Raw genomic sequence first — 22,615 nt, 5'->3', positions numbered from 1 at the left:
TTAGGTTAGCCCTTCCGTTGCTTAATTTTTGTAACAGGCTCACTATAATGCGCGGCCTCATTTATTATTTTCCGCTCATAATATCATTAACAATTTCTGCTTCGTTGAAAGGTATTTCCGTCTTACCGATCACTTGAGATGTTTCGTGACCTTTCCCGGCAATAAGAATGACGTCATCCCTCTCGCTTATATCGATTGCATATTGAATCGCTTCACGTCGATCTACGATACCACGGTGCATACCACCTGCTGCTTGGACGGCTGCTGAAACCTCTGCAATAATTGCATCGGGATCTTGATCTTTCGGATTATCTGAGGTGACAATTGCGATATCAGAATATTGCCCAGCAATTGTACCCATCGCTTGTCGTTTGCCGCTGCCGAGCTTACCAGGTGCTGCATAAACGCCGAATACAAGTATAAGCCGACCTTTCGTAAAGGGACGCAACGTTGATAATGCTTTCTCTAGACTATCTTCTGTATGCGCGAAGTCTACGATAATCTTCCGTTCCTCGTCTTGATAGACGACTTCAAGTCGACCTTTAATGCTTTTTACAGCACGAATGCCGGCTGAAATTTGATCAAGGTTAATGCCATTGCAATAAGCGCAGGCAATAGCAGCCAAGCTGTTATACACATATATAATACCTGGCAGGTTAGTCTGTATAGCAACACTGCCCGTTGGTGTATGAACAACGTAGCTGGTGTAGTCTGCAAATTGTCGAATATCAGCAGCCCGTATCGTAGCATCATTCTCAATGCCGTACGTAACAAGCTTAGCTGGATTGGAAGCGATCTTTGTTGCTAAGCGTCTTCCGTACTCATCGTCCATGTTGACGATATTGTAGTCAGTTGTCAAATCGAACAACATCGCTTTAGCTTCGAAATATTCCTCCATCGTATTGTGCAGTTCAAGATGGTCGGGTGTTAGATTAGTGAAAATACCAGATTTGAAGCGGGAAGCGGCTGTTCTCTGCAAGCTAAGCGCATGAGAAGAAACTTCCATCACACAATCATGTACGCCTGTATCCACCATATCTGCGAACATATGTTGAAGATGAAGCGATTCAGGTGTCGTTGGTGTTGTGGACTTTGTTTTCAATGACTGATTGCCAACCATAGCACCAATCGTCCCAATAACTCCAACGGTTCGCTTCGATTGCTCCAATATGGATTTAATGAAATATGTCGTAGATGTCTTGCCGTTAGTGCCGGTAATCCCAATTAGATTAAGCTTTTCAGTAGGATTATTATAAAAACGTGCAGAAGCATGAGCCATTGCGTATCGAGTATCAGCAACTTTCAGCACAGTGACAGGGGCATCGATGACGATGTCCCTCTCAACAAGAATAGCAGTTGCTCCAAGCTCGATTGCTCTTTCAATAAATGTATGACCATCTACAGTGAAGCCAGAAATAGCAACAAACAAAGCATTCGGTACTACCTCACGGGAGTCGAAGGCGATGGAAGAGATGTTAGTATTAGAGTCACCTTGCAAGGTGGTGTACTCAAGGTGCTCAACTAAGGAAGCCAGCAGCATGCCATCAGCTCCATTCTTTATTTAAACTATCTTCTAAAAAGTTTATTCAATATTTTGCCGCTAATGATTGAAGCATAAGCGAGTCCCGGCTTTGGATCACTCCATTGCCAGATGGCACTTGCCTTAGGTTTAAACAGCGAACGTACGAACTGGCCGGGTGTCATTTGCTTCGTCTTTATGTAATCACGAACAGCGAGCATATCCTCATAGAAATACCAGAATACACGATTCGTATCCCAAGTAATTGCGTGAGGCTGTACTGGTGCGCCGGTTAGTTCCATGTACGTAATATATGGAAAGTTAATGCCTACTTTATACAACAAATGATTAAGATTAGTAATACGAACATTAATCTCGATAAGATAAAAGAGCCCCGTGTCCGCATCCTTTTTGAACTCGATTTCAGCAAAGCCTTTCCAGCCTATTTTCTCTAGAAAAGCGGCCCCAATATCGTATAACTCGGGTACATGTCTTTGTCCTGTATACACAGATGCCCCAAAATTTATCGGATATTGTCGGAATTTCTGACAAGTTAGCCAGTGGCTAACTTTAGAATCTTGATTCAAATAAGCATCGAAGGTATACATATGATCATCAAAGCCTGGAATGATCCGTTGTACGATAACTTCAAGGTTTGCTTCTTTCGCTTTTGCGAGCGCCTCTAGCAGTTCGGCTTCGTTATTCACCTTAAATATTTTGCGTCTAAACTTAGCTACAAATGAAGGTGAATCTGTTGGCTTAACGATGCAAGGGTACTTAAGAATAGTTGCGACTTTTTCCAAGTAGTTCTCTTCATTTACTCGCACTGTTTCGGGTACGTTGACACCATGCTCTTCCGCAAGACGATGCAGTACTTCTTTATTCATTGCTTTCGTATATAGACCTTGTTCGGTCTGCGGAATCAGATAATAGTTTCTAAGCTCATCAAGATGCTCGTCGATAATCTCAACGTAAGAATCATGACAAGGAATGAGAACAGGAGGTTCGCTTTGCTTGCGTGCAAAGTCTTTTAGGAATGCGATGAATGACTTTGTATCATTTTTATAGTGAGGTGCAATGAGACGTTCGGATGTATATTTCGACAACGCACCATAGGCGTGTTTCTCTGAATAATCAACAGCTACAGTATGTATGCCATGTACGCCCAAACAGCGAATTGTACTCAATCCGATGTAATAATTGCAACCAAGAATAACCGCTTTATTGTTCACAAGAAATCAAACCTCTATCCATAGTGTTATGTATTAATTTTACTGCATCGCTTCTTATATTACAATTATACCGCTCGGTTTCAGAGGTCCTTAAAAATCGAATAGGACAAAAGCACTAAAATTTGGAGGTTTTGTCCTTCTATTGTCGAATAATGCCTAAAAATTGTAGCTGTTCGTCGACACGTTTTTACAAACACCACGAAAAGCACGGAGTATAATGGAACTATTACGACACGATTACTAGATAAGGAGCGTGCCTCGAAGCGACCATGGATAAAATATACTTGCTTACACAGTTGCAATCGCTTCGGCAAAAGCTTCATGAAATAGCCGAGGTACGAGGAAGCCTGACAGATCCGGCTGTCTTAGCTGTTAGTGAAGAAGCTGATCAACTTATCTTAGCACTTCAGTATTTGCAGCGGAATGAATTCGAACTACCCTCTACTAATCGCGATAAACATAGATAAGTATTACCGTTCACGCAGCCGTCGGAAAAACCGAGTGAGCAGCAATGCGCATTCAGCTTGCAGAACGCCGCTAGTGAGCTCCGTTTCATGATTGAAACGGGGCTCTTGAAGCAGGTTCATTAATGTCCCTGCACAGCCTGCTTTTGGATCAGTTGTTCCATAAACAACTCGCTTAACTCGGGATTGTACAATGGCACCAGCACACATTGGACAAGGCTCAAGCGTGACGTAAAGCGTGCAATCAAGCAGCCGCCAAGCATCTATTCGCTCGCATGCGTCGCGAATGGCTACTATTTCCGCATGTGCGGTTGGATCATGGCGTGTCTCCCTTAAGTTATGTCCGCGCCCAATAATTTCATTGTTTCTTACAATTACTGCTCCAATTGGAACTTCGCCAATACTTTCAGCTTTTTCAGCTTCTACCATAGCTTCTAGCATCCAGTGACGATCTTCTTCTTCTCTCTTCATGATGAGGCTCCTTGTCACGTTTCTTTTTGATTTATGCAACGAACAAATATTCGATGTTAACATAGAGTGGATAACTTTGTGGATAACTATCCGACTTATAGGTAAAGTTGTACACAACTTACTAACACATGTGGATAACATCTGTTGACAGTGTGTACAGGTTGTGAATAGTAGTTTCGATCTACTTCTAACCGATCATCTCACTAAGGAGGTGTCGTTCAGTGTCGATTAAGTCAAAGCTGTCGATCGCCATATCGCTCATGTTGTTCTTTGTTGTCATTCTATACCATCTGCTTAGTGAATATTCGATGGTGTTAGGAATCAAGGAAATGATGTCCGTAACAATGAAAAGTTCATCCATTCAAGCAGCCCAGTCCATTAAGACCTTTGAGGAAGAGCCATTGAAAAGTGCTGAGGACAGATCAATAAAGCCAGATACGATGTTTTCCGTATTACATAACATTAACCCGCGAATCAAGGAAATAACGGTTTTTGATCAAAAAACGTTAGCGATTCGTTATGGTACATATACGTATTCTGATGCTAACAACGATAAGTCATTTGTGCAAGCGTTAAAGCCGGGTCAATTCGGCTCTAGGAACTTCTCTATGGATGATAAAAAATATTTAAGGAGCTACTATTCTGACGAGCAAAAGGGCAGCTATGTTGTAAGTATTGTTTATGACAGAGTGAAGCTTACAACTTTAGTCGATCGAAAACGGGAACATACACTCATGTATACAGGTGCATTCTTGCTTATAATGGTCATTATTATCTATTGGCTAGTTGGGGTTATGATTAGGCCACTCAAAGATATATTATGGAAAGTCAATGAGGTATCTTCTGTTCGCTTCCATAAGCCGATTCAAATTAAAGGAAAAGATGAATTTGGTCTTCTCGCTTTGAAGATTAATGCGATGTCTCAAAATTTGAGCATTTATATGAATAAGCTTAGAAAGGCTTTCGAAGAAAATAGAAGGATGAAAGAGCATCTCGAGTCCTTTATTAATCACTCTAATGATGCGATACATATTATGGACTTGGAAGGAAAGGTCATACAGGTTAACAGAGCATTCGAGCAACTATTCGGTTATGACGAGGTGGATGTGATCGGCAAACATTACCCAACTATTCCTACTTCCCATCAGATGGAGAAACGTCAGATGATCGGGTTGCTGCTTGCAGGTAAGAAGCTGCCAGCTCAAGAAACAGTTCGTTTAACTAGGACAGGCGACATTATTCCGGTTAGCGTAACTGTCTCACCAATTAGGGATTCAGATGGGTCGATACGTGCCTTCGCAAGTATTTGTCGCGATATGAGAAGCCGCAATCGGATGGAAGAATTGCTTCGCAGGTCGGAGAAGCTTACAACGGTTGGGCAGCTTGCCGCCGGTGTTGCACACGAGATAAGAAATCCTCTAACGACACTAAGGGGTTTCCTACAGTTGCAACAGCAAAGTCACACACTGAACCAATCCCATATTAAACTTATGTTGTCTGAGCTTGATCGCATAAATTTAATTGTTGGTGAATTTCTTATTCTTGCAAAGCCGCAAGCTACTAAGTTCGTCGTTAAGGATATTAGAAATGTTTTGCAAGACGTATTAATTTTTTTAGATAGTGAGGCTCATCTACATAATATCGAATTTAGGACGGTTATAACGGAAGAGGAATGCAACATTTCGTGTGAAGAAAATCAACTGAAGCAAGTGTTCATTAACTTGTTAAAGAATGCTATCGAAGCAATGCCAGGCGGTGGCTCCGTTCATATTTCCATACATAAGAAAAGAGATAGTATCGCTATATCTATAACGGATGAGGGAGTAGGCATACCGGAAGATATGATTTCGAAGATCGGAGATCCATTCTTTACAGGCAAAGAAACGGGTACGGGACTTGGAATAATGGTGAGTCAGCGTATAATTAATAGTCATCAAGGTACACTCGATATACAAAGCCAAGTAGATGTAGGGACGTCGGTGAAGCTGACACTTCCTGCTTTTAACGAGCAGAACGAGTTATTACTTGAGGCATAATGCAATTGTAGAGGTAATGAGGAAGAAGGTCATCATAATGGAGCAAAAAGCAGTAATTGTTGGAGCGACAGGGCTAGTTGGAGGCCATCTTGTAAAGTTGCTTCTCAGTGATAGAAGCTACGCCAAGGTGACGGTTATCGTCCGCAGAAGGTTGTCTATCTCTCACCCAAGACTTGAACAGCGTCAGATTGACTTTAATGAGCTTGGCGATATTCCTGCTGATCTAATAAGGGGAGCGGATATTTATTGTACGCTCGGGACAACAAGGAAAAAGGCAGGGTCCAAAGAAAAATTCCAGCTTGTGGATTACGAATATCCGATGGAAATCGGACGTTTATCTAAGCGCCATGGTGCGAGAAAGATGTTAATTGTAACGGCGATCGGTGCGAGTGTGGACTCAATCTTTTTCTACAGTAAGGTGAAGGGAAGAGTTGAACAAGATTTAAAAGCTCTTCAGTTGCCGTCACTGCATATAGTCCAGCCCTCGATTATAGTCGGGCAGCGTCAAGAGGATCATTTGGTTGAACGTGTTGCGGCTAAAGTTATGGACAAATTATCTTTTTTATTTAACGGCAGATGGAGCAAATATAAGCCGGTAACTGCGGTACATATTGCACAAGCGATGGTTGTTGAAGCATTGACTTGTGATACGTCTTTACATGTCGTAGAATCGAACGAGATCACGTCTCTTGCGAAGAAGTTGCAGAAAATAAAAGGATAGTGTAGGATACGCTACAACGAGGTGAGTCAGCAGTGAGAATCAATAAATTTATAAGTGAAACAGGTTTCTGTTCCCGTAGAGAAGCGGATAAATTAGTTGATAGCGGGAAGGTTACAATTAACGGAATCGTAGCGCAGCTTGGCAGTCAAGCGGAGCATGGCGATGATGTGCGAATTAATGGCCGTCGGATTGGTGAGCACAAACAACATGTCTATATCGCATTGAATAAGCCTGTAGGCATTACTTGTACGACGGAGCTTCATATTAAAGGAAACATTGTCGATTTTATAGGTCATCCTGAGCGGATATTTCCGATCGGCAGATTGGATAAGGATTCAGAAGGCTTAATTCTCCTAACGAATGATGGAGATATAGTCAATCCAATTCTCCGATCCGAGGGCAAGCATGAAAAGGAATATATTGTTACGGTGAACAAGCCTATTAATGAAGTGTTTCTAAAAGGTATGTCTAGTGGGGTGCATATTTTGGGAAGTATGACCTTACCATGCAAAGTGACTAGAGTATCCGATAGGGCATTCCGAATTATATTAACAGAAGGTCGTAACCGTCAAATTCGCAGAATGTGCGAGGCACTTGGTTTTCAGGTGCATAAGTTGAAGCGGGTAAGAATAATGAACATTCATTTAGGCGAGCTGCAAGTTGGTAAGTGGCGTAATCTGAATGAAGGAGAACGAACTGAATTGTTTGATCTACTCGAATATAGGCCGAGCTAAGTGCAACTACAATAAGAAATACTAAATATGTAATCAAAAAGCCTCCAGAATCCACCGTTTCAAGTGGGTTTTGGAGGCTTTATGTTTGACCAGAAGAGTACTTGTGTAATTCGATGCTTATTTTACTTTTAGTGTTTGAGGGTTGGTAGCATCCACATACGTATGAAGGATCGAAACTTCTACTCGGCGATTTTTCGCTTTATTTTCTTTGGTCGTATTTTCAGCTACTGGATGGTACTCTCCATAACCGATTGCACTGAAGCGCTTCGGATCAAGATTTTTGTTCTCCAACATTACATCCATGAAACGAACTGCTCGCATGGAACTTAAATCCCAATTTGAACGAAAAGCCCTATTGTTGATTGGTGTATCGTCAGTATGACCTGCAACAATAATATCGTAGTTCGGGTATTGCTGAATCATTGCGCCGATTTCAGTAGCTAATTTTTCAGCATCTTCCCTGACGACAGCTTGAGCTGGTGCAAATAAAGCTTTATCACTAATCGTAATTAATAGCTGAGACATATTTAGCTGAGTCTCTAGTTCACTTGTTAAGCCATTTTTATCAATGTAAGCATCGATTTTTTTCTTCAAATCTTCAAGCTCTGCTTGCTCTTGCTTAATTAGCTCCTTCATAGCAGCATCAGAATCTTTGGTCTTCTCATTTTCTTTGTCTTTATTTTCTTCATTTTCCTTGTCATCGGCATTCAGATCCTTTTTGTCTGGATCTTTACCATTTTGTACGATCGAAGGAAGCTCTAATACTCCGCTACCGGAATTAAGAGCTACGCTGAACGCCTGTGACATATCCTCAAACTTCTTTGCATCGACGGAATTCATAGCAAACAAAACGATGAAGAGCGCAAGCAGAAGAGTGAGAAGATCGGCATAGGGGATAAGCCATGATTCATCAACATGTTCTTCATGCTCTTCATGTCTACGCTTTTTGCTCAACTTCGCCCTCCTCCTTCTCTTTCAGCTTCTTCCGCTCAGTTGGCGTTAGGAAGACAGATAGCTTTTGGTTAATAGCGATTGTGGAAACACCAGACTGTATGGATAGAAGGCCCTCTAGCATCATAAGGCGAATTTGGATCTCGGCCTTCGAGATACGTTTCAATCTGTTAGCTATTGGATGCCACAACACATACCCTGTAAATATACCGAGCAAAGTTGCAATAAATGCACCTGCGATCGCATGGGCTAGTTTATCCATATCACTCATATCTGCTAGTGCTGCTACTAGACCAACTACGGCACCAAGTACACCAAGAGTAGGTGCATATGTACCTGCTTGCGTGAAGATCAATGCGCCTGCTTTATGGCGATCCTCTGTCGCTGCAATATCTTCAAGAAGGACATCACGCACGAGATCTTGATCATTGCCGTCTATAATCATGCGCATGCCATTACGCAAGAATGAATCTTCAATTTCGTCCACGCGTGTCTCTAGAGCAAGCAAGCCTTCACGACGAGTAATGGATGCCCATTCCATGAAATTAGCGATTAAATCTTCGCGGGACGTCAGCTTCTGCTCGGTGAATGCGATTTTAAATAGAGCGCCGACTTTTTTAAGTTCTGACATGGGAAAAGCAATCATAACGGCGGCAATTGTACCTAAAATAATAATCATATAGGCAGCAGGGTTTAGCAATGACGACAAATGAGCGCCTTTTAACATCATTCCACCGAGTACAGCGATTAAACTTAATACGATACCAATAACTGTTGAATTCTTCATCATACACCCCGTCCAGTATGTTTGCGACATCTAGCGAAACCAACTGCACCAATAAGTTCAGCGAACAGTCGATTACACTCATCTACTTCTATTTATATCGTCAAAAGGGTATTCTGAGATTATAGTAAACAACAAGTGATCAATAAATTTAAAGGATGTGCATAAAAATGGGAGTTCGTCATGCGCGTGAGTACGCTGATATTTTGAAGGAATTGACATCAGCGGTGGGAGAGATAGAGGGAAGCTTTACCTTTTTTGAGATGGAGCAGGAAGAATGGGACGTATTGCCTCCAGAGGATCGTCATGAAGTAATGGAAGCGCTCGCTGATGATGTCTTCTTTGGTTTAGGAGAGGACCCCGTTATCGAAGTGGGCCAAGGAGTTGTTACTTATAATAGCAAACATCATGTCATTGAAGTGTCTCAGGGTGATAATGTTATTCAAATAATTAGACTGATCTGATAGAATCTCCATGCTCGGAGGGGCGTATATAGCGTAAAGCTGAATACTGAAAAAAATGTCGAATCTTTACAATATAAGTTACCTCCGATACAATGGAAGAATTATGATGATAGCTATTTTGACATACAGGTTACGTTAGGAGGGCGCTATGACAGTCTTTCATTCATCGAATTCACTTCCACATGCGCTTGGCCTAAATGGTGAAGTATTAGCAGCCTATTACCAGCCTATTATTGCGTTGGACACTAGACGAATAATGGGATATGAAGTGCTCGGAAGAGCCGTTGGTGATGGGTCCGTCCGTAGCTTAGGGCCATTTTTCGGGGACGAGTCAATCCCGATGGATGAACAACTTTTAGTTGATAGAATTATTCGTGAGCAGGCAATTGCAAGAATGGGACAAGAGATATCGCCGCCCCTCCTATTTTTAAACTTGAAACCTAGCTGGATTTATCAATTTGGACAATTAGGTGGAATGTATACGCTTTCTTTACTGAAAAAATATAATGTTGATCCACGCAGGATTGTAATAGAGATTACAGAGGAAAGTTTTGAAGGTTCAATAGAAGTTCTTTTATCTTTAGTGGAAAGCTATCGCGCACACGGCTGCCATATAGCGATTGATGATGTAGGGAGCGGGTTCAGCAGTGCAGATCGAATCGCACAGATTCAACCGGATCTACTCAAGATTGATATGCATATGGTCAAAAAAAGCGCTACTCATAATGGGTACTTCGGGGTGCTTCGTTCCTTCTCAGAGCTGGCAGAGCAGATTGGCGCTTCGTTATTGTTTGAAGGAGTTGAGACGACGGAAGACTTGGAGCGGGCAATTCAGTCGGGTGCACGATATGTTCAAGGTTTTCTATTCGCTAAGGCTGAACCTGATTTTCGAGATCCAGAGGACTTCTATCGTGTTATTGATCATGAATTGAAACGTCATCTGAAACAATATGCAATGACCGAGAGGTATTGGTATAACCGAGCAGAAGGAATTGCAGATAAGCTGCAGGAGATTGTTAATTGTTCGGGTTCTCTTCATGAAACAGACCTATGGTTAGAGCAACTGATTCCTGAATTGGATGATACCTTTATTCGGATATACATATGTAATGAAGAAGGGATTCAATTGTCAGCAGACTACCGACGCGAAGCGGAAACAGGCTGGTCATATGAAGCGGATTACAAGCAATTGAACTGGAGCTGGCGACCATACTTCGTGCCCAATTTGGTGTTGCTGAACGATCATCGACGATCCATTGTTTCTAGAGTGTACACGGATCTCGACACACGTGAATGGATTCGCACCATATCGGTATTCGTTCGAAGAGACGTTATTCTATTCGCTGATATTAAGGATACGGGCAAACGAGCAGGCAACCGGTAACGTAAAACAACAGCTTCGTTTCGCAGAGCGACGCTAAGAGTTGTTGATAAATCAAATCATGTACGTCATGCAATGACATTCTTTCATACCATCAGAGTTAGGGCGCATATAGGTGTCTGTAATGCGGAATCCTGCTTTCTCATACGTTCGAATAGCTCGAACATTCCAAGTTAATACTTCAAGATCGATTTCATTACTCGGTGAACGTCTGATAGCTTCGGTTGCAACTGCTTCTACTAAAGGTATGCCTAGTCCATTACCGCAAAGATCAGGACGGAGACCTAATCCGAGTCTTGTTACGTTCGACATAGGGAAAAATTGAGCAAATCCAACTAGATTTCCCTCGTTATCTAGGACAGATGAGTATTGCTCTTCGCGCAGGACGGGATCGCCAAATTCGATTTCGTCCTTTTTCATGTGCTCCCAATTCGGCCAGTTGTATATATTGTATGGAGGACTGTAGGACCAATTGCACAATTCAATTGCATGTTCGAGTGCCAAAGGTTGAATGGTCATCGTAGGTTTATTTGTTTTATAATAGGAAGAGTTGTTTGTCATGATCACATTATAACAGATAGACGCTATTTGGGCGTATATATAAGGGGAATCGGGAAGCGTGAAGAAGCTACTGTGGATCGGCTGTTTGTCTTATTTGGTCATCGGGCTTGCTCATGTTATTGGCGGTTCTATCATGGAGCAAATGATTGAGCATTATGGAGTGACTTACAAAGATGGCGGTCAGTGGATTATGAATCAATTTCTTGGCTTCCTTGTCGGTGTACTATTTGCGCCTTCATTATCCTCCAGAATGGGCAAGAGGGGGACTGTGCTTGTAGCGATGGGGCTGTTGACAATGAGCCAAGCTGCATATAGCTTGCTCATGCCGTGGGGTTGGATGCTTGCAATTGCACCTATCGCTGGTATTGGTTTTGGTATGACGGAAGCTATAGTTGGAGCAATGATTATTGATCTAATGAAAGGGAAAGCTTCTGCGATGAGCAGGCTGGAGACCTTTTTTGGGCTAGGGGCTCTCATTATTCCAATTACAGCTGCTTTTTTGATCGGGCAACATGTTTGGCAGCTTTCATTTCCTATAATCGCTGCAATGTCTGGCATTACGTTCGTCATGTGGCTAACTTTCTCCTTTGGAAGTTTGGATGACCAACTAGGTATACCGACTAATGAAGATTCTATTGGTAACAAAAAGAGTGGACGGGTAGAAGATGCCCATTCAGCTCTAACAAAACAAGATAGGAATAGCGATAAACGAAATCGGCTCCGTAGTTTGAAGAATAACGGTAGTTGGAGAGATTATCCAACCCGTACAATTCCATTTCTTGCGCTGAGTGCACTATTTTTTATGGTATATGTAGGGATTGAGATGAGCTTCTCCAATTATTTGCCGTCAATTTTAATTACTCGAACGGGAATGTCTGAATCAAACGCTACTGCAACATTAAGCTTATTTTGGGGTGCTGTCGTATTCGGTCGTTTGTTCGCAGGTTTGCTGGCAGAACGATTAGGATATGCGAGGTATTTATTAATTACAACGATAGGAGCTGTATTCGTATTTGGATTAATGGTTGTTACAATGGATCAGATATGGATGCTCGTATTAATTGTACTAAGCGGATTGTGCTTCTCTGGAATATTCGGTATCTCGCTAGTGTATGCTAATGGTCTGCTGCCTGGTATGACAGAACGAACGACCAGTTTGCTAGTCGCATTTGGCGGGCTAGGGGGAGCGTTATTTCCCAAAATTACTGGTTGGATGCTAGATCGTTATCCTATTCAATCTACAATGTGGTATATCGGAATATTGACGTTCAGTATGCTGGTGATATTAACTATAATGCTACTACTGGGCAGGGCACAATATAGATCATCAGCACTTTCGAAGTAGATGGAGTGCGCAGAACTATTTGCTCTCGCCCAATGCTTGTTCAAAAAAAGAGTTTGCTCCCCAGTAGAAACTACTTAGGAGCAAACTCTTTTTTTAGTTGATTCAAATCACTATTGAACGGGTACTGTATATTGTGTGAATGCTTTTTCATCCATTACGCGGCGCGCAGTGATGAAACGGGATTTGTAATAAGAAGAATCAATCTCTTCAACGATTACGCCGAAACGTGTGGAGGAATGAGCAAATTTGCCATCTCCTACGTAGATTCCAACGTGTGAGATACCGCCATTTACTTTGCCGCTAGTATCAAAAAATACAAGATCGCCTGGTTGAAGGTCTGCTTTAGCGACCTTAGTTCCTTGGTCTGCTTGATCTACTGATCTGCGGGACAACTCGATACCCATTTGGTTGAAGACGTAGCTAGTAAACCCAGAGCAATCAAAGCCTTTAGTGGTTGAACCACCATACAAATAGTTTGTACCAATTACATCATCGATATAGCTGTCCATCTTAGATGTGCTCGCGAATGCGCTTCCAGCTTGGAACGTCAGCAGAAGTACAAGCCCGAATAAAATCGTGCTAATTCTCTTTTTCAATTGGTGAAACTCCTTCCAGTGCCGACGAGGTTAGCTGAGGGGTTCGGTTGAAGGTTCCCTATGATTTCTTTGGCGCCCATCTAGCCAGACGTCGAAATCAATTCACCCAAAGTGGTTCCCCCGTTTCCCGTTAGGGAATTAGGCGGTTCTATTTGTGTTTTCATTAATGACTATAATAAATGGAAATTGTTGCTTCGTGTTGAATGTGAGAAGATTTTAATAATGAAAAATGCAACTTTTTCGGAGATAGCATTTTTAGAAATACACGGTGAATAAGCGAATATCCGTATTTCATTAAGACAGATACTCCCTTTCCGAGTGTATTTTCATTGATTATTGTGTATTATATAGGGATAAATATTTTCTCGTGGGAAAGGTTGGTCGCGATGGAGAACGCAACAGAGAATAAGGCATCATCCTCAAACTTTATTAAAAATATTGTCGTAGAAGATTTGAAGAGCGGCCGTACGCAGCAACTTATTACGAGGTTCCCGCCGGAGCCTAATGGATACTTGCATATCGGTCATGCTAAATCGATCTGTCTGAACTTTGAACTTGCGAAGGAGTTTAGTGGCAAAACAAATCTACGTTTCGATGATACGAATCCTGCTAAAGAGGACACTGAATTCGTAGACGCGATTCAAGACGACATTCGCTGGCTTGGCTTTGAGTGGGATGGACTTCATTTCGCTTCTGATTATTTCGAAGAGCTGTATGATCGTGCTGTTCTTCTCATTAAAAAAGGCAAAGCCTATGTATGTGATTTGAGTGCTGAGCAGACCAGAGAGATGAGAGGAACTTTGACGCAACCGGGCAAAGAGAGCCCATATCGTGATCGCAGCGTTGAAGAGAATCTTGATCTATTCGCGCGTATGCGTGCTGGAGAGTTCCCAGACGGAGAACGTGTTCTACGTGCGAAGATCGATATGGCTTCACCTAATATTACTTTGCGTGATCCTATCCTCTATCGAATTTCGCATACACATCATCATCGTACAGGTGATGACTGGTGTATCTATCCGATGTATGACTACGCACATCCAATCAGCGATGCAATAGAAGGTATTACGCACTCAATCTGTACGCTGGAGTTTGAGGATCATCGTCCACTCTATGACTGGGCAATCGCTGAATGTGAGATGGCTGCTGTACCTCGCCAATATGAATTTGCTCGTCTTAATGTGACGAATACGATTATGAGTAAACGTTACTTAAAGCAATTGGTTGACGAGGGTGTTGTTGATGGCTGGGACGATCCTCGTATGCCAACTATTAGTGGAATGCGCCGTCGTGGATTTACAGCGGAAGCGATTCGCACATTCTGTCGTGAGATAGGTGTATCGAAGAGTAACAGCTTGGTTGACGAGCGCAACTTAGAACATTTTATCCGCGAAGACTTGAAGATGAAAGCACTTCGTACAATGGCAGTACTGCGTCCGCTTAAAGTGATCATTACGAACTACCCTGAAGGACAAACGGAGCTTCTTGATGCAGAAAACAATGCAGAGAACGAGGAAATGGGCACGCGTCAAATTCCGTTCTCACGTGAGATCTACATTGAAAGCGACGATTTCATGGAGAACCCGCCGAATAAGTATTTCCGCTTGTTCCCTGGCAATGAAGTAAGACTGAAGCATGCTTATTTCATTACTTGCCAAGAAGTGATCAAGGATGAGAACGGTGAAGTTATTGCCCTTCATTGTACGTACGATCCGAAGACAAAAAGCGGCAGCGGCTTTAATGAACGCAAAGTAAAAGGAACGATCCACTGGGTTGAAGCGTCACAAGCGATCCCTGCAGACTTCCGTTTATTCGAGCCACTTTTATTGGATGAGTCCAAAGAAGAAGATAAGTCCTTCTTGGATCGTATTAATCCTAGTTCATTACAAGTAGAGCAAGGCTTTGTGGAGCCTAATATGAAAGATGCGGTTGGTGGAGACAAGTTCCAATTTTTCCGTCACGGCTACTTCAATGTTGATCCGAAGGATTCGGCAGCGGAGAAATTTGTATTTAACCGTATCGTTTCTTTAAAGAGTTCCTTTGACCCTTCCAAAGCTTAATAATAGCTTCGGCAGCAGCCTGTCAAGCTTTCCGCTTGGCGGGCTGTTCTTTTGTTAGAAGATGGGGTGATCAAATGTATGAGAAGACGTTCCATAGCTTGATTATTGCGGGTGGATTGAGTAGTCGTATGGGAAGAGATAAGGCGTTGCTTCCTATTGAGGGCGAATCTTTACTTACCCGACTTGCAAAGCGACTACTTGATCTGTCGATATCTGTCACGGTTGCAGCGGGTACAGAGGAGCGAATGAAGCAATATTGCGCTCAATTAGGAGTGCTGTCGGAACAACTGCAATTTGTTGTCGACAACTACCCGGGAAGCGGACCGCTTGCTGGTCTACACGCAGGATTGTCAGCTATGCCAGATGGCTATACGTTTGTCATCGCTTGTGACATGCCCGACATCTCTGGAAAGCTGATTGATCAGCTTGTAAGGGAGCAAGTCAGCGGAGCGGACGTTATTCATTTGAAGGGCCAGCCCTTCCATGCATTCTATCATACGAGGGTAGCTAGACAAGTTGAGCTTGCACTTAAGCGGAAGCACTTCAGAGTCATGTCACTACTCGACGAATTAAATTCGAAGAGTTTGATGCAGGATCGGGTAGAAGCGGGCTATTTATTACTAAACTTAAATACGCCCGAAGATTACCGTAATTATATAGCGAGTAAGCGGAGAGGTGCGATTATGAACAATCAGTCCTTTGAAATTTTTGATGCTTTGCCGTCTGATCTAGTACATATCGTTGAGATTTATAACTCTACCATCGCTAGTCGAATGGTTACTGCTGATGTAGATCCAGTAACGGTTGAGAGCAAGCGTGCTTGGTTCGACGCTCATTCCTCTGAGAAACATCCTATCTGGGTTGTTCGCATGGAGGATGGGGAGATTGGAGCATGGCTGAGCTTCCAATCGTTCTACGGCAGACCTGCTTATCTGGCAACAGCTGAAATTAGTATCTATATCGCAGAAAAGTATCGTTCACAAGGACTTGGTTCTCTGCTTATCGAGAGAGCCATTGCGGAGTGTCCAAGGCTTGGGCTAACGACATTGTTAGGTTTTGTATTTGGTCATAACGAACCGAGTCTCGCTTTGCTCCATAAGTTCGGCTTTGAGCAATGGGGGTTATTGCCCAAAGTGGCTGTACTAGACGGCGAGGAACGTGATCTCGTAATTTCAGGCAAACGAGTAAGTTGCTAGAATCGGTAGTCGGAAGGTGAGGTGATAGAGGTTAACATGTTTCGAAAAGCGTATAGCAAACATCTCGGCTTTAATGTGATGGTTTCGATATTAGCAATACTGTACGGGCTTATTATGTTTAATCTTCTATTCCTTCGGGATCGCGACTTTTTGGACGGATACGCCTATAATTTTGTTCCGTTTGATACGATTTGGCGCTATATCGAGCACCGTGACCATTTCAATTTCGATATCTGGTTCAAAAACTTGTTCGGTAATTTGATCCTATTTATTCCGATAGGCATGTTTCTACCTCTGCTTAATAGAAAGTTTAAACGCAGTTTTTCTATGATCGTATCGTGCATTTTTCTAATCGCTATAGTAGAGGTATCACAAATGCTTTTTAAAGTAGGCAGTTTTGATGTTGACGATATCATTCTAAATACGACCGGCGCATGGTTAGGACTTTTATTAATCAAGCGGTTTATGAAGAGGGGAAGATCGAGCAATGAGTAAGTATTGGAGTCCGCTAACCGCATCACTAGTACCGTATGTACCAGGGGATCAGCCTAAAGACAAATCGTATATCAAATTAAATACAAACGAGAATCCGTACCCGCCATCATCAAAAGTGCTCACGGCAATCGCTGAGGCTGCAAATAGTGATCTGCGACTTTATCCCGATCCTACCTGTGATACCCTTGTACAAGAAGCTGCTCGCTACTATGGCTTATCACCTAAACAAACATTCGTAGGGAATGGCTCTGATGAAATATTGGCGTTTGCTTTCGCTGCTTTCTTCGACCCGGCGAAGCCCGTCTTATTCGCAGATATCACTTACAGCTTCTATAAAGTATATGCCCAAATGTATAGTCTGCGGCCGAAATTAATTCCACTTGATGAAGATTTTAATATTCCACTCCATCAATTCGAAGGCGATCATGGCGGTATCATTATTCCGAATCCCAATGCACCTACAGCTAAGTTATTGCCTCTTAGTGATATTGTGACTTTGTTGGAGCGCAATCAGGAGCGGGTTGTTATTATCGACGAAGCTTATATTGACTTCGGCGGTGAATCCGCTGTGAAGCTAATCGACCAATATCCGAACTTGCTTGTCGTTCAGACATTATCCAAGTCGAGGTCACTTGCGGGTCTTCGTGTGGGCTTTGCGTTTGGCTCCGAGGAACTAATTCAGGGACTAGATCGCATCAAAAACTCCTTCAATTCCTATACAATGGACAGACTTGCGCTACCGGGTGCTGTAGCTGCGCTTCAGGATGAAGAGCATTTCCAAGCGATTACCGAGAAGGTAATTCGTACGAGAGATCGAGTAACTGATCAACTGCTCGAATTAGGATTTAAGGTTACGGACTCTAAAGCTAATTTTGTGTTCATTACGCATCAAACTCTAGCTGCCAAGGAGATGTTCCTTCTGCTGCGTGAGAAGGGTGTGCTCGTACGTTATTTTGCTTCGCCTCGAATCGATAACTATTTGCGTGTTAGCATTGGCACGGATGAAGAAATGGACGTATTCATCGCTGCATTAAAAGAAGTTATTTGTGAGCTGACGAAATAACACTTTTTAAGTAGTCATTAAGTAATAAACTTGTAATTTGTTAGAACAAAAAGGGTGCGATTCGGTCAGTGTAGCTGACTAGTTCGCACCCTTTTTCTGTTTAAGCTTGCTGATGACTATGAATTTTACTTATCGACTAATCCTTATTTATTCGTAAACAACACCAACGTAGTACTCAATTAGATCACGAATAATCATAAAAAATTCCCCATTTGTAATAGCCGCTTGATCTGTAATAGCAGCTAAAGTTTCCGCTGTTATCCAGCCACGAGTTATCATTTCTTCACGGGTAAGAGATTCGGCCTCGGTATTGCTAATGGTATGGGCAATTGTTTTAACCGCTTGATCTACTGACAGCTGCTGTTCTCCAGGGTTTGCAATATCAGCGATAGCTACACTAGGATCACCCTTGAAAAATGCTTTATGTTGCTTCGCCACTCGATTCATACTGTAGACAACACGTTGCATATTGGACTTTCCATCCAAATCGAACAACTTATTTTCATCGCCACCACTAGTGATCAACATGCTTGTTGCAGCAACAAGGCCCTTGTAAGACTTATGCTCTTTATAATAAGGTGTTGCGAAAGTATTCATCTTCAGATCCATACCTTGTTCAGTAAGGTGCTCTCGAAGCTTGCTGATCAGCTCTTTCGACTTGGAAAGCTCTCTAAAGGTTATTCCATTGTCTGTTGTAAACTTAGCGGCAACACCTGCTGCTTCTGCTGTTGCCATGCCTAACGGCATTACCCTTGCACTCCCGTGTGGCAGAGAGTCGAAGCTGGAGGCTCTCCCGACGACGAGCAAGCCATCCACTTTAAGTGGGACAAGTGTGCGGAATGGAACACCATACTGCCTAGGATCATATAACACATACCCGGTGTCCGTTTTGCTTGCAGCCTGAATATCTACATCGTAAGAACCGTATGCAATGGCGTCCCAGAAGTCGCGGTTATCCATTAAATCAGCCATTGTCAGGCGGTATTCCCCTGTGAAATGCCTTGATTCTCTTACATACAATTCATCAAACGTATAATCAAACTCTAAATCTTTAAATTCTTTGAAAGTACTCGTTAAATAATCTACAATACGAGGCGCTTCTGCACGTCCGATCTCAAGGGCTTCCGCTAAACTAGCGGGATCAAGTGGATCGACGTTGAAAATATGCATCGCGTTGATGAGCATAGTGTCATCATTTTGCCGACCGATGTTAAGTCCACGCATCTTCACACGATCTGGATTACTAGATTCATAGTTTTTAGCATCTGAAAAGCCCCACGCACTCATTGTGTCAAAACCGGCTAAACCGGCATCGTCAAAAGATTCCCATACAGCTTGCGTAACACCTTTCATCGCGAATACGAGTGTAACAGCCATTTGTGCATCTGCATCACCGATATCCTCTCTTCCAAGTGTGTAAGGAGCACCAGCAATAGCTGCAATGTCCCCGTCTTGTGTAGCATCGATGAGGGAAGGGGATGTTACCTCAATAGCTGCTCCATCTTGTTTAACAATACGCAAGCCAGTTACTGTAACATGACCATCGTTTCCAGCTACTACAAGAGGCTCCATCGATTGTACTTTCATTAATAGGTCAATACGCGGCTCCGCTTCGACCATACGATAGAAAGCATTTGCTGCTGAGTTTGTATCAAAGGAAGTGCCTTCAATTTGATCGTACCATTGTTGGAATATTCCTTTATTCAAAAAGTTATGTTTGCCAGGTATCAATGATTTTTTAGGCGAGTAATTGAGATCAAGTGAATTGAGGCCAGCTACAGTCATTAACCCACCCAAGATTTCACGATTTCTGCCGTCTACGAGTAGAACGTTAAGCCCGTTGCGAGCTGCTGATATAGCTGCAGTTACGCCTTCAGGATCAGTTCCAGCGACGATAACATCGTACTGACTTTTCACCTCAGCAGCAGACTCTACCGCAAGCAACTCCTGTCTGTTGCTTGTATTTACTGTGTCCTCAGAACGAAGGTAAACGCCAGCAATACCAGCGAAGATGATAAGGAGCACTGCACTAGCAGATAGTATGATTTTGGACTTAGCAGATGTTGTTGATTTAGGTAGTTGTTCCTTAGAAAGCCCCTGTTTCGGCACATTACCGAACAGTATCCATGCAAATGGAATGAATCGCGAGAAAAGTGCGACCGTTACCCATGAAGCACCTAACATAACGACCCAACTGCCAAAGTAGGTTAAATGCTCAAGCCAAGCCGTTCCGAAGCTAGGCATGTTTTTTTCGTAAATAAGTAAAAATAACAGATGGACCAAGTAAATGCCGAATGATAATTGACCTAGTCGATATAGAAACCGAGATAACATGGAAGGCAGATGTCGGTAAATAAAGAAAGCTGCTCCGATAGCTACCAGTGCTGAGAAAAAGGTTTGAAAGTTCCACAAAAACTCATAAAGAAGAGGGTCATACAGCTTGTTGTACACGCGAGCGTTGAAATAAACAGTTACATTCGCAACTGCAAGTGCGAGCCAGCCTGCAATAAGAAAGACCCAGAACATACCACGAGTAAGGGATGCATTTTCCCGTGTCATGGCAAGCCAACCTCTTATTTTTGGGAAATAGATACCGAGAAACGCACCTGTGAAGAAGAAGGATAAGTAGGTGAGTGACCAGCTTCCTTTGTTAAGTTCCCATTCATAGTGCAGATTGGATATTACGAATATCCACTGGAGGACGAAGCCGATCGGGATGAACCAATAGGTGATTTTCGGCCAACGTTTTGATATCCATAAAATAATAGGAAACAAAAGATAGAATTGAATGCTTATAAATACGAAATAGAGATGGGAATAAACTTCACCGTTTATGAGCCTAGTCAGAAATTGCTGTAACGCTTCAGCTGTGAAGGCTGGTAAGTTGTTAGATACCTTTAAATATAAAAAATATATAATAGAGAACAAAATATAAGGGATTACAATATATAGAAGTCTCTTTTTGTAAAAGTTTGCGATCAACTTGCTGTCCAACGGACGAGTATAGTAGCTGTAAAATAAAACAAAACTGCTTAATAGAATGAAAGTGGGCGTTCCAAACCGCATAAAGATATTCAAAAAATTATAAAAGAAAAAGTACGCCGATTCCTTCATGTATACGGTTGCAGCGGCACTCGCATGAACAGTTAGTACACCGATAATCGCAATCGCACGAACGAGCTGAAGTTCTGGGATATGATCCTTCTTAGTTATGGAATGAGTTTTCATAATCCAACCTTTCTACTAACGATATTGGAATAGATTTGGTATAAATGGTAACATTACTGATAAGGGTTTGCAAGAAATGAGAGAGTCATAAGATGTATAAAAATGTAATAAAATCACTTCATTTGTAAGAAAAAGGCTAAGGGATTAATAGTGATGCCGGAACGATGAAAGGAAACTACGCTCAGTGGCGCTGAGAAAATTAGTTTCTAATGCAAGAGAGTTCATGCGAAAAGAACCTTTGCTTGGTTTCCTGTTTCTATCTATTCTAATTTGTTTACTAGTTATAATAACCTATCAATCGGGTTATCAGTTTGGACGAGTTATTGCGTGTCTTTCTAATGAATAAGATGGTGGGTAATGTCGACGCATAAGAGCCTGCCCAGCTCCATAACCTAAGTGGCGATGAACCTTCCCGATACTTGACAATATTAACTGTAACTGATAATATTACAGTATAACGCAGGGAGGCCCGCTTACAGTGAATAGTGAATTTACGATTGCCGTACACAGTCTCGTATATTTAGCTTATTTGCCTGAGAAAATGGCGAGCAGCGACATGATTGCCGACAATGTTGGTACACATTCAGCACGGGTTCGAAAAGTGATGAGTGGTTTACGCCGCAGCAGCTTCGTGGAGACACGAGAAGGATCAGGTGGTGGTTATCGATTAACTATCGATCCTGAATCTGTTACGCTTGCTGACATTTATCGCGTCATGGCACAGGGCTCACTTATTCCAAGTTGGTGCTCTGGCAACCCAAGCATGGATTGTTTAGTTGGGTCGAATATGAACCAAGTCATGTCTGGTATTTTTTGCACAGCGGAGAAGAAACTCGAGGAGCATCTGAGCGGAATAACGATTCAAGATGTACTGAAGCAAATTCACGCTTGTGAGTGATGATTAGTCAGCGGTGAGACGGGGTATCCCTATATCATACACATTGGATTCGAAAGGATGATTTATGATGGCAGTAGCATTGACGAAAGAAAACTTTGCACAAAGCATTGAGAACGGCGTATCCTTGGTTGATTTCTGGGCACCATGGTGCGGACCTTGCAAAATGCAACTTCCAATCGTGGAAGAGCTATCAACTGAGCTTGCAGGTCAAGCAACAATTGCAAAAATCAATGTGGATGAAGAGCCTGAACTTGCTTCGCAATTCGGCGTAATGAGCATTCCTACATTGATCTTGTTCAAAGACGGTCAACCAGTAGACAAAATGGTTGGTCTACAATCAAAAGATGCTCTTAAAGCAAAAATTTCGAACCAAATTTAATGATCAAGCGGCGCTTGCGCCGCAAGGTAACGAACCG

At 42.5% G+C, this 22,615-nt stretch carries 21 protein-coding genes, 1 pseudogene and 1 riboswitch; of the genes and pseudogenes, 14 read left to right on the top strand and 8 right to left on the bottom strand.

Features of this window, described 5'->3' with window-relative positions:
• Positions 1-64: 64 nt before the first annotated feature.
• Both MFF31_RS07130 and MFF31_RS07125 read right to left on the bottom strand, forming a co-directional pair.
• Positions 65-1,540 (bottom strand): UDP-N-acetylmuramoyl-L-alanyl-D-glutamate--2,6-diaminopimelate ligase, encoded by a 1,476-nt coding sequence (locus tag MFF31_RS07130; RefSeq protein ID WP_238187364.1) that lies wholly within the window; start codon positions 1,538-1,540, stop codon positions 65-67.
• Between the two features lie 26 nt (positions 1,541-1,566).
• Positions 1,567-2,751 carry a carboxylate--amine ligase gene (locus tag MFF31_RS07125; RefSeq protein ID WP_238187363.1) on the bottom strand — a complete coding sequence of 395 codons (1,185 nt, stop codon included), beginning with the start codon at positions 2,749-2,751 and terminating at the stop codon, positions 1,567-1,569.
• 269 nt (positions 2,752-3,020) lie between these two features.
• Between MFF31_RS07125 and MFF31_RS07120 the strand changes: the two genes are divergently transcribed.
• A complete protein-coding gene (locus MFF31_RS07120) occupies positions 3,021-3,218 on the top strand; it encodes an aspartyl-phosphate phosphatase Spo0E family protein (RefSeq protein WP_248565418.1) in 198 nt (65 codons plus the stop codon).
• Positions 3,219-3,221: 3 nt separating this feature from the next.
• On the opposite strand, the gene tadA is transcribed toward MFF31_RS07120, so the two are convergent.
• Complete coding sequence (tadA, locus tag MFF31_RS07115) at positions 3,222-3,686, bottom strand: tRNA adenosine(34) deaminase TadA (protein ID WP_238187361.1); 465 nt, start codon at positions 3,684-3,686, stop codon at positions 3,222-3,224.
• A 221-nt stretch (positions 3,687-3,907) separates the two neighbouring features.
• On the opposite strand from tadA, the gene MFF31_RS07110 reads away from it, so the two are divergent.
• Genes MFF31_RS07110 through rluF form a run of 3 tightly spaced genes read left to right on the top strand, consistent with a single transcriptional unit; the run spans position 3,908 to position 7,177 of the window.
• The gene (locus MFF31_RS07110; RefSeq protein ID WP_238187360.1) at positions 3,908-5,722 is read left to right on the top strand and encodes a sensor histidine kinase; all 1,815 of its coding nucleotides are present in this window, start codon (positions 3,908-3,910) and stop codon (positions 5,720-5,722) included.
• 37 nt (positions 5,723-5,759) lie between these two features.
• Positions 5,760-6,443: an NAD(P)H-binding protein gene (locus MFF31_RS07105; RefSeq protein ID WP_238187359.1), complete on the top strand. Its 684-nt coding sequence runs from the start codon at positions 5,760-5,762 to the stop codon at positions 6,441-6,443.
• Positions 6,444-6,475: 32 nt separating this feature from the next.
• The gene (gene rluF, locus MFF31_RS07100) at positions 6,476-7,177 is read left to right on the top strand and encodes a 23S rRNA pseudouridine(2604) synthase RluF (RefSeq protein WP_238187358.1); all 702 of its coding nucleotides are present in this window, start codon (positions 6,476-6,478) and stop codon (positions 7,175-7,177) included.
• 117 nt (positions 7,178-7,294) lie between these two features.
• Here rluF and MFF31_RS07095 read toward each other — a convergent pair whose 3' ends face one another.
• Entirely contained in the window at positions 7,295-8,131 is an 837-nt protein-coding gene (locus MFF31_RS07095) for a flagellar motor protein MotB (RefSeq protein ID WP_238187357.1), read from the bottom strand.
• A complete protein-coding gene (motA, locus tag MFF31_RS07090; RefSeq protein WP_238188518.1) occupies positions 8,115-8,915 on the bottom strand; it encodes a flagellar motor stator protein MotA in 801 nt (266 codons plus the stop codon). The genes MFF31_RS07095 and motA overlap by 17 nt, the downstream gene beginning before the upstream one ends.
• A gap of 167 nt (positions 8,916-9,082) precedes the next feature.
• Between motA and MFF31_RS07085 the strand changes: the two genes are divergently transcribed.
• Positions 9,083-9,376, top strand: coding sequence for a hypothetical protein (locus MFF31_RS07085; RefSeq protein WP_238187356.1), 294 nt, complete (start codon positions 9,083-9,085; stop codon positions 9,374-9,376).
• 148 nt (positions 9,377-9,524) lie between these two features.
• Entirely contained in the window at positions 9,525-10,760 is a 1,236-nt protein-coding gene (locus MFF31_RS07080) for an EAL domain-containing protein (RefSeq protein WP_238187355.1), read from the top strand.
• A gap of 51 nt (positions 10,761-10,811) precedes the next feature.
• Here MFF31_RS07080 and MFF31_RS07075 read toward each other — a convergent pair whose 3' ends face one another.
• On the bottom strand, positions 10,812-11,318 hold the full coding sequence (locus tag MFF31_RS07075; protein WP_375541277.1) for a GNAT family N-acetyltransferase: 507 nt from the start codon (positions 11,316-11,318) through the stop codon (positions 10,812-10,814).
• 58 nt (positions 11,319-11,376) lie between these two features.
• Between MFF31_RS07075 and MFF31_RS07070 the strand changes: the two genes are divergently transcribed.
• A complete protein-coding gene (locus MFF31_RS07070) occupies positions 11,377-12,663 on the top strand; it encodes an MFS transporter (protein WP_238187354.1) in 1,287 nt (428 codons plus the stop codon).
• 110 nt (positions 12,664-12,773) lie between these two features.
• On the opposite strand, the gene MFF31_RS07065 is transcribed toward MFF31_RS07070, so the two are convergent.
• Positions 12,774-13,259 carry a C40 family peptidase gene (locus tag MFF31_RS07065; protein ID WP_238187353.1) on the bottom strand — a complete coding sequence of 162 codons (486 nt, stop codon included), beginning with the start codon at positions 13,257-13,259 and terminating at the stop codon, positions 12,774-12,776.
• Positions 13,260-13,263: 4 nt separating this feature from the next.
• A riboswitch (cyclic di-AMP (ydaO/yuaA leader) is annotated at positions 13,264-13,414 on the bottom strand.
• Positions 13,415-13,645: 231 nt separating this feature from the next.
• Here MFF31_RS07065 and MFF31_RS07060 point away from each other — a divergent pair.
• The 5 genes and pseudogenes from MFF31_RS07060 to hisC all read left to right on the top strand — a co-directional run bounded on the left by MFF31_RS07060 (position 13,646) and on the right by hisC (position 18,073).
• Positions 13,646-15,319, top strand: a complete 1,674-nt coding sequence (locus tag MFF31_RS07060; protein WP_238187352.1) for a glutamine--tRNA ligase/YqeY domain fusion protein — start codon at positions 13,646-13,648, stop codon at positions 15,317-15,319.
• A 74-nt stretch (positions 15,320-15,393) separates the two neighbouring features.
• Positions 15,394-15,846 (top strand): annotated as a pseudogene (gene mobA / locus MFF31_RS07055) (molybdenum cofactor guanylyltransferase); the annotation flags it as partial.
• Positions 15,847-16,002: 156 nt separating this feature from the next.
• The gene (locus tag MFF31_RS07050) at positions 16,003-16,515 is read left to right on the top strand and encodes a GNAT family N-acetyltransferase (RefSeq protein ID WP_238188516.1); all 513 of its coding nucleotides are present in this window, start codon (positions 16,003-16,005) and stop codon (positions 16,513-16,515) included.
• Between the two features lie 36 nt (positions 16,516-16,551).
• Entirely contained in the window at positions 16,552-17,010 is a 459-nt protein-coding gene (locus MFF31_RS07045) for a VanZ family protein (protein ID WP_238187351.1), read from the top strand.
• On the top strand, positions 17,003-18,073 hold the full coding sequence (gene hisC / locus MFF31_RS07040; RefSeq protein ID WP_238187350.1) for a histidinol-phosphate transaminase: 1,071 nt from the start codon (positions 17,003-17,005) through the stop codon (positions 18,071-18,073). Before MFF31_RS07045 ends, hisC begins: the two co-directional genes overlap by 8 nt.
• A gap of 147 nt (positions 18,074-18,220) precedes the next feature.
• Here hisC and MFF31_RS07035 read toward each other — a convergent pair whose 3' ends face one another.
• Positions 18,221-21,301 (bottom strand): FAD-dependent oxidoreductase, encoded by a 3,081-nt coding sequence (locus MFF31_RS07035; protein ID WP_238187349.1) that lies wholly within the window; start codon positions 21,299-21,301, stop codon positions 18,221-18,223.
• Positions 21,302-21,779: 478 nt separating this feature from the next.
• Here MFF31_RS07035 and MFF31_RS07030 point away from each other — a divergent pair, with 478 nt between their 5' ends.
• Together MFF31_RS07030 and trxA are read left to right on the top strand one after the other, a co-directional pair.
• Complete coding sequence (locus MFF31_RS07030; protein WP_238187348.1) at positions 21,780-22,199, top strand: RrF2 family transcriptional regulator; 420 nt, start codon at positions 21,780-21,782, stop codon at positions 22,197-22,199.
• A gap of 67 nt (positions 22,200-22,266) precedes the next feature.
• Positions 22,267-22,578, top strand: coding sequence for a thioredoxin (gene trxA, locus MFF31_RS07025; protein WP_375541304.1), 312 nt, complete (start codon positions 22,267-22,269; stop codon positions 22,576-22,578).
• Positions 22,579-22,615 lie beyond the last annotated feature (37 nt).

Origin of the sequence: Paenibacillus sp. L3-i20, from assembly GCF_022180385.2 — a bacterium.
Lineage (GTDB): Bacteria > Bacillota > Bacilli > Paenibacillales > Paenibacillaceae > Pristimantibacillus.
Note: the sequence above shows the minus strand (reverse complement) of the source record. Positions and strands in the feature narration are given on the sequence as shown.

Excerpts from the sequence above, each read along its gene's own strand:
- MFF31_RS07130 (WP_238187364.1), bottom strand. The coding sequence starts at position 1,540 with ATGCTGCTGGCTTCCTTAGTTGAGCACCTTGAGTACACCACCTTGCAA.
- MFF31_RS07120 (WP_248565418.1), top strand. The coding sequence starts at position 3,021 with ATGGATAAAATATACTTGCTTACACAGTTGCAATCGCTTCGGCAAAAG.
- tadA (WP_238187361.1), bottom strand. The coding sequence starts at position 3,686 with ATGAAGAGAGAAGAAGAAGATCGTCACTGGATGCTAGAAGCTATGGTA.
- MFF31_RS07105 (WP_238187359.1), top strand. The coding sequence starts at position 5,760 with ATGGAGCAAAAAGCAGTAATTGTTGGAGCGACAGGGCTAGTTGGAGGC.
- motA (WP_238188518.1), bottom strand. The coding sequence starts at position 8,915 with ATGAAGAATTCAACAGTTATTGGTATCGTATTAAGTTTAATCGCTGTA.
- MFF31_RS07085 (WP_238187356.1), top strand. The coding sequence starts at position 9,083 with ATGGGAGTTCGTCATGCGCGTGAGTACGCTGATATTTTGAAGGAATTG.
- MFF31_RS07080 (WP_238187355.1), top strand. The coding sequence starts at position 9,525 with ATGACAGTCTTTCATTCATCGAATTCACTTCCACATGCGCTTGGCCTA.
- MFF31_RS07075 (WP_375541277.1), bottom strand. The coding sequence starts at position 11,318 with ATGACAAACAACTCTTCCTATTATAAAACAAATAAACCTACGATGACC.
- MFF31_RS07060 (WP_238187352.1), top strand. The coding sequence starts at position 13,646 with ATGGAGAACGCAACAGAGAATAAGGCATCATCCTCAAACTTTATTAAA.
- MFF31_RS07050 (WP_238188516.1), top strand. The coding sequence starts at position 16,003 with ATGAACAATCAGTCCTTTGAAATTTTTGATGCTTTGCCGTCTGATCTA.
- MFF31_RS07045 (WP_238187351.1), top strand. The coding sequence starts at position 16,552 with ATGTTTCGAAAAGCGTATAGCAAACATCTCGGCTTTAATGTGATGGTT.
- hisC (WP_238187350.1), top strand. The coding sequence starts at position 17,003 with ATGAGTAAGTATTGGAGTCCGCTAACCGCATCACTAGTACCGTATGTA.
- MFF31_RS07035 (WP_238187349.1), bottom strand. The coding sequence starts at position 21,301 with ATGAAAACTCATTCCATAACTAAGAAGGATCATATCCCAGAACTTCAG.
- trxA (WP_375541304.1), top strand. The coding sequence starts at position 22,267 with ATGGCAGTAGCATTGACGAAAGAAAACTTTGCACAAAGCATTGAGAAC.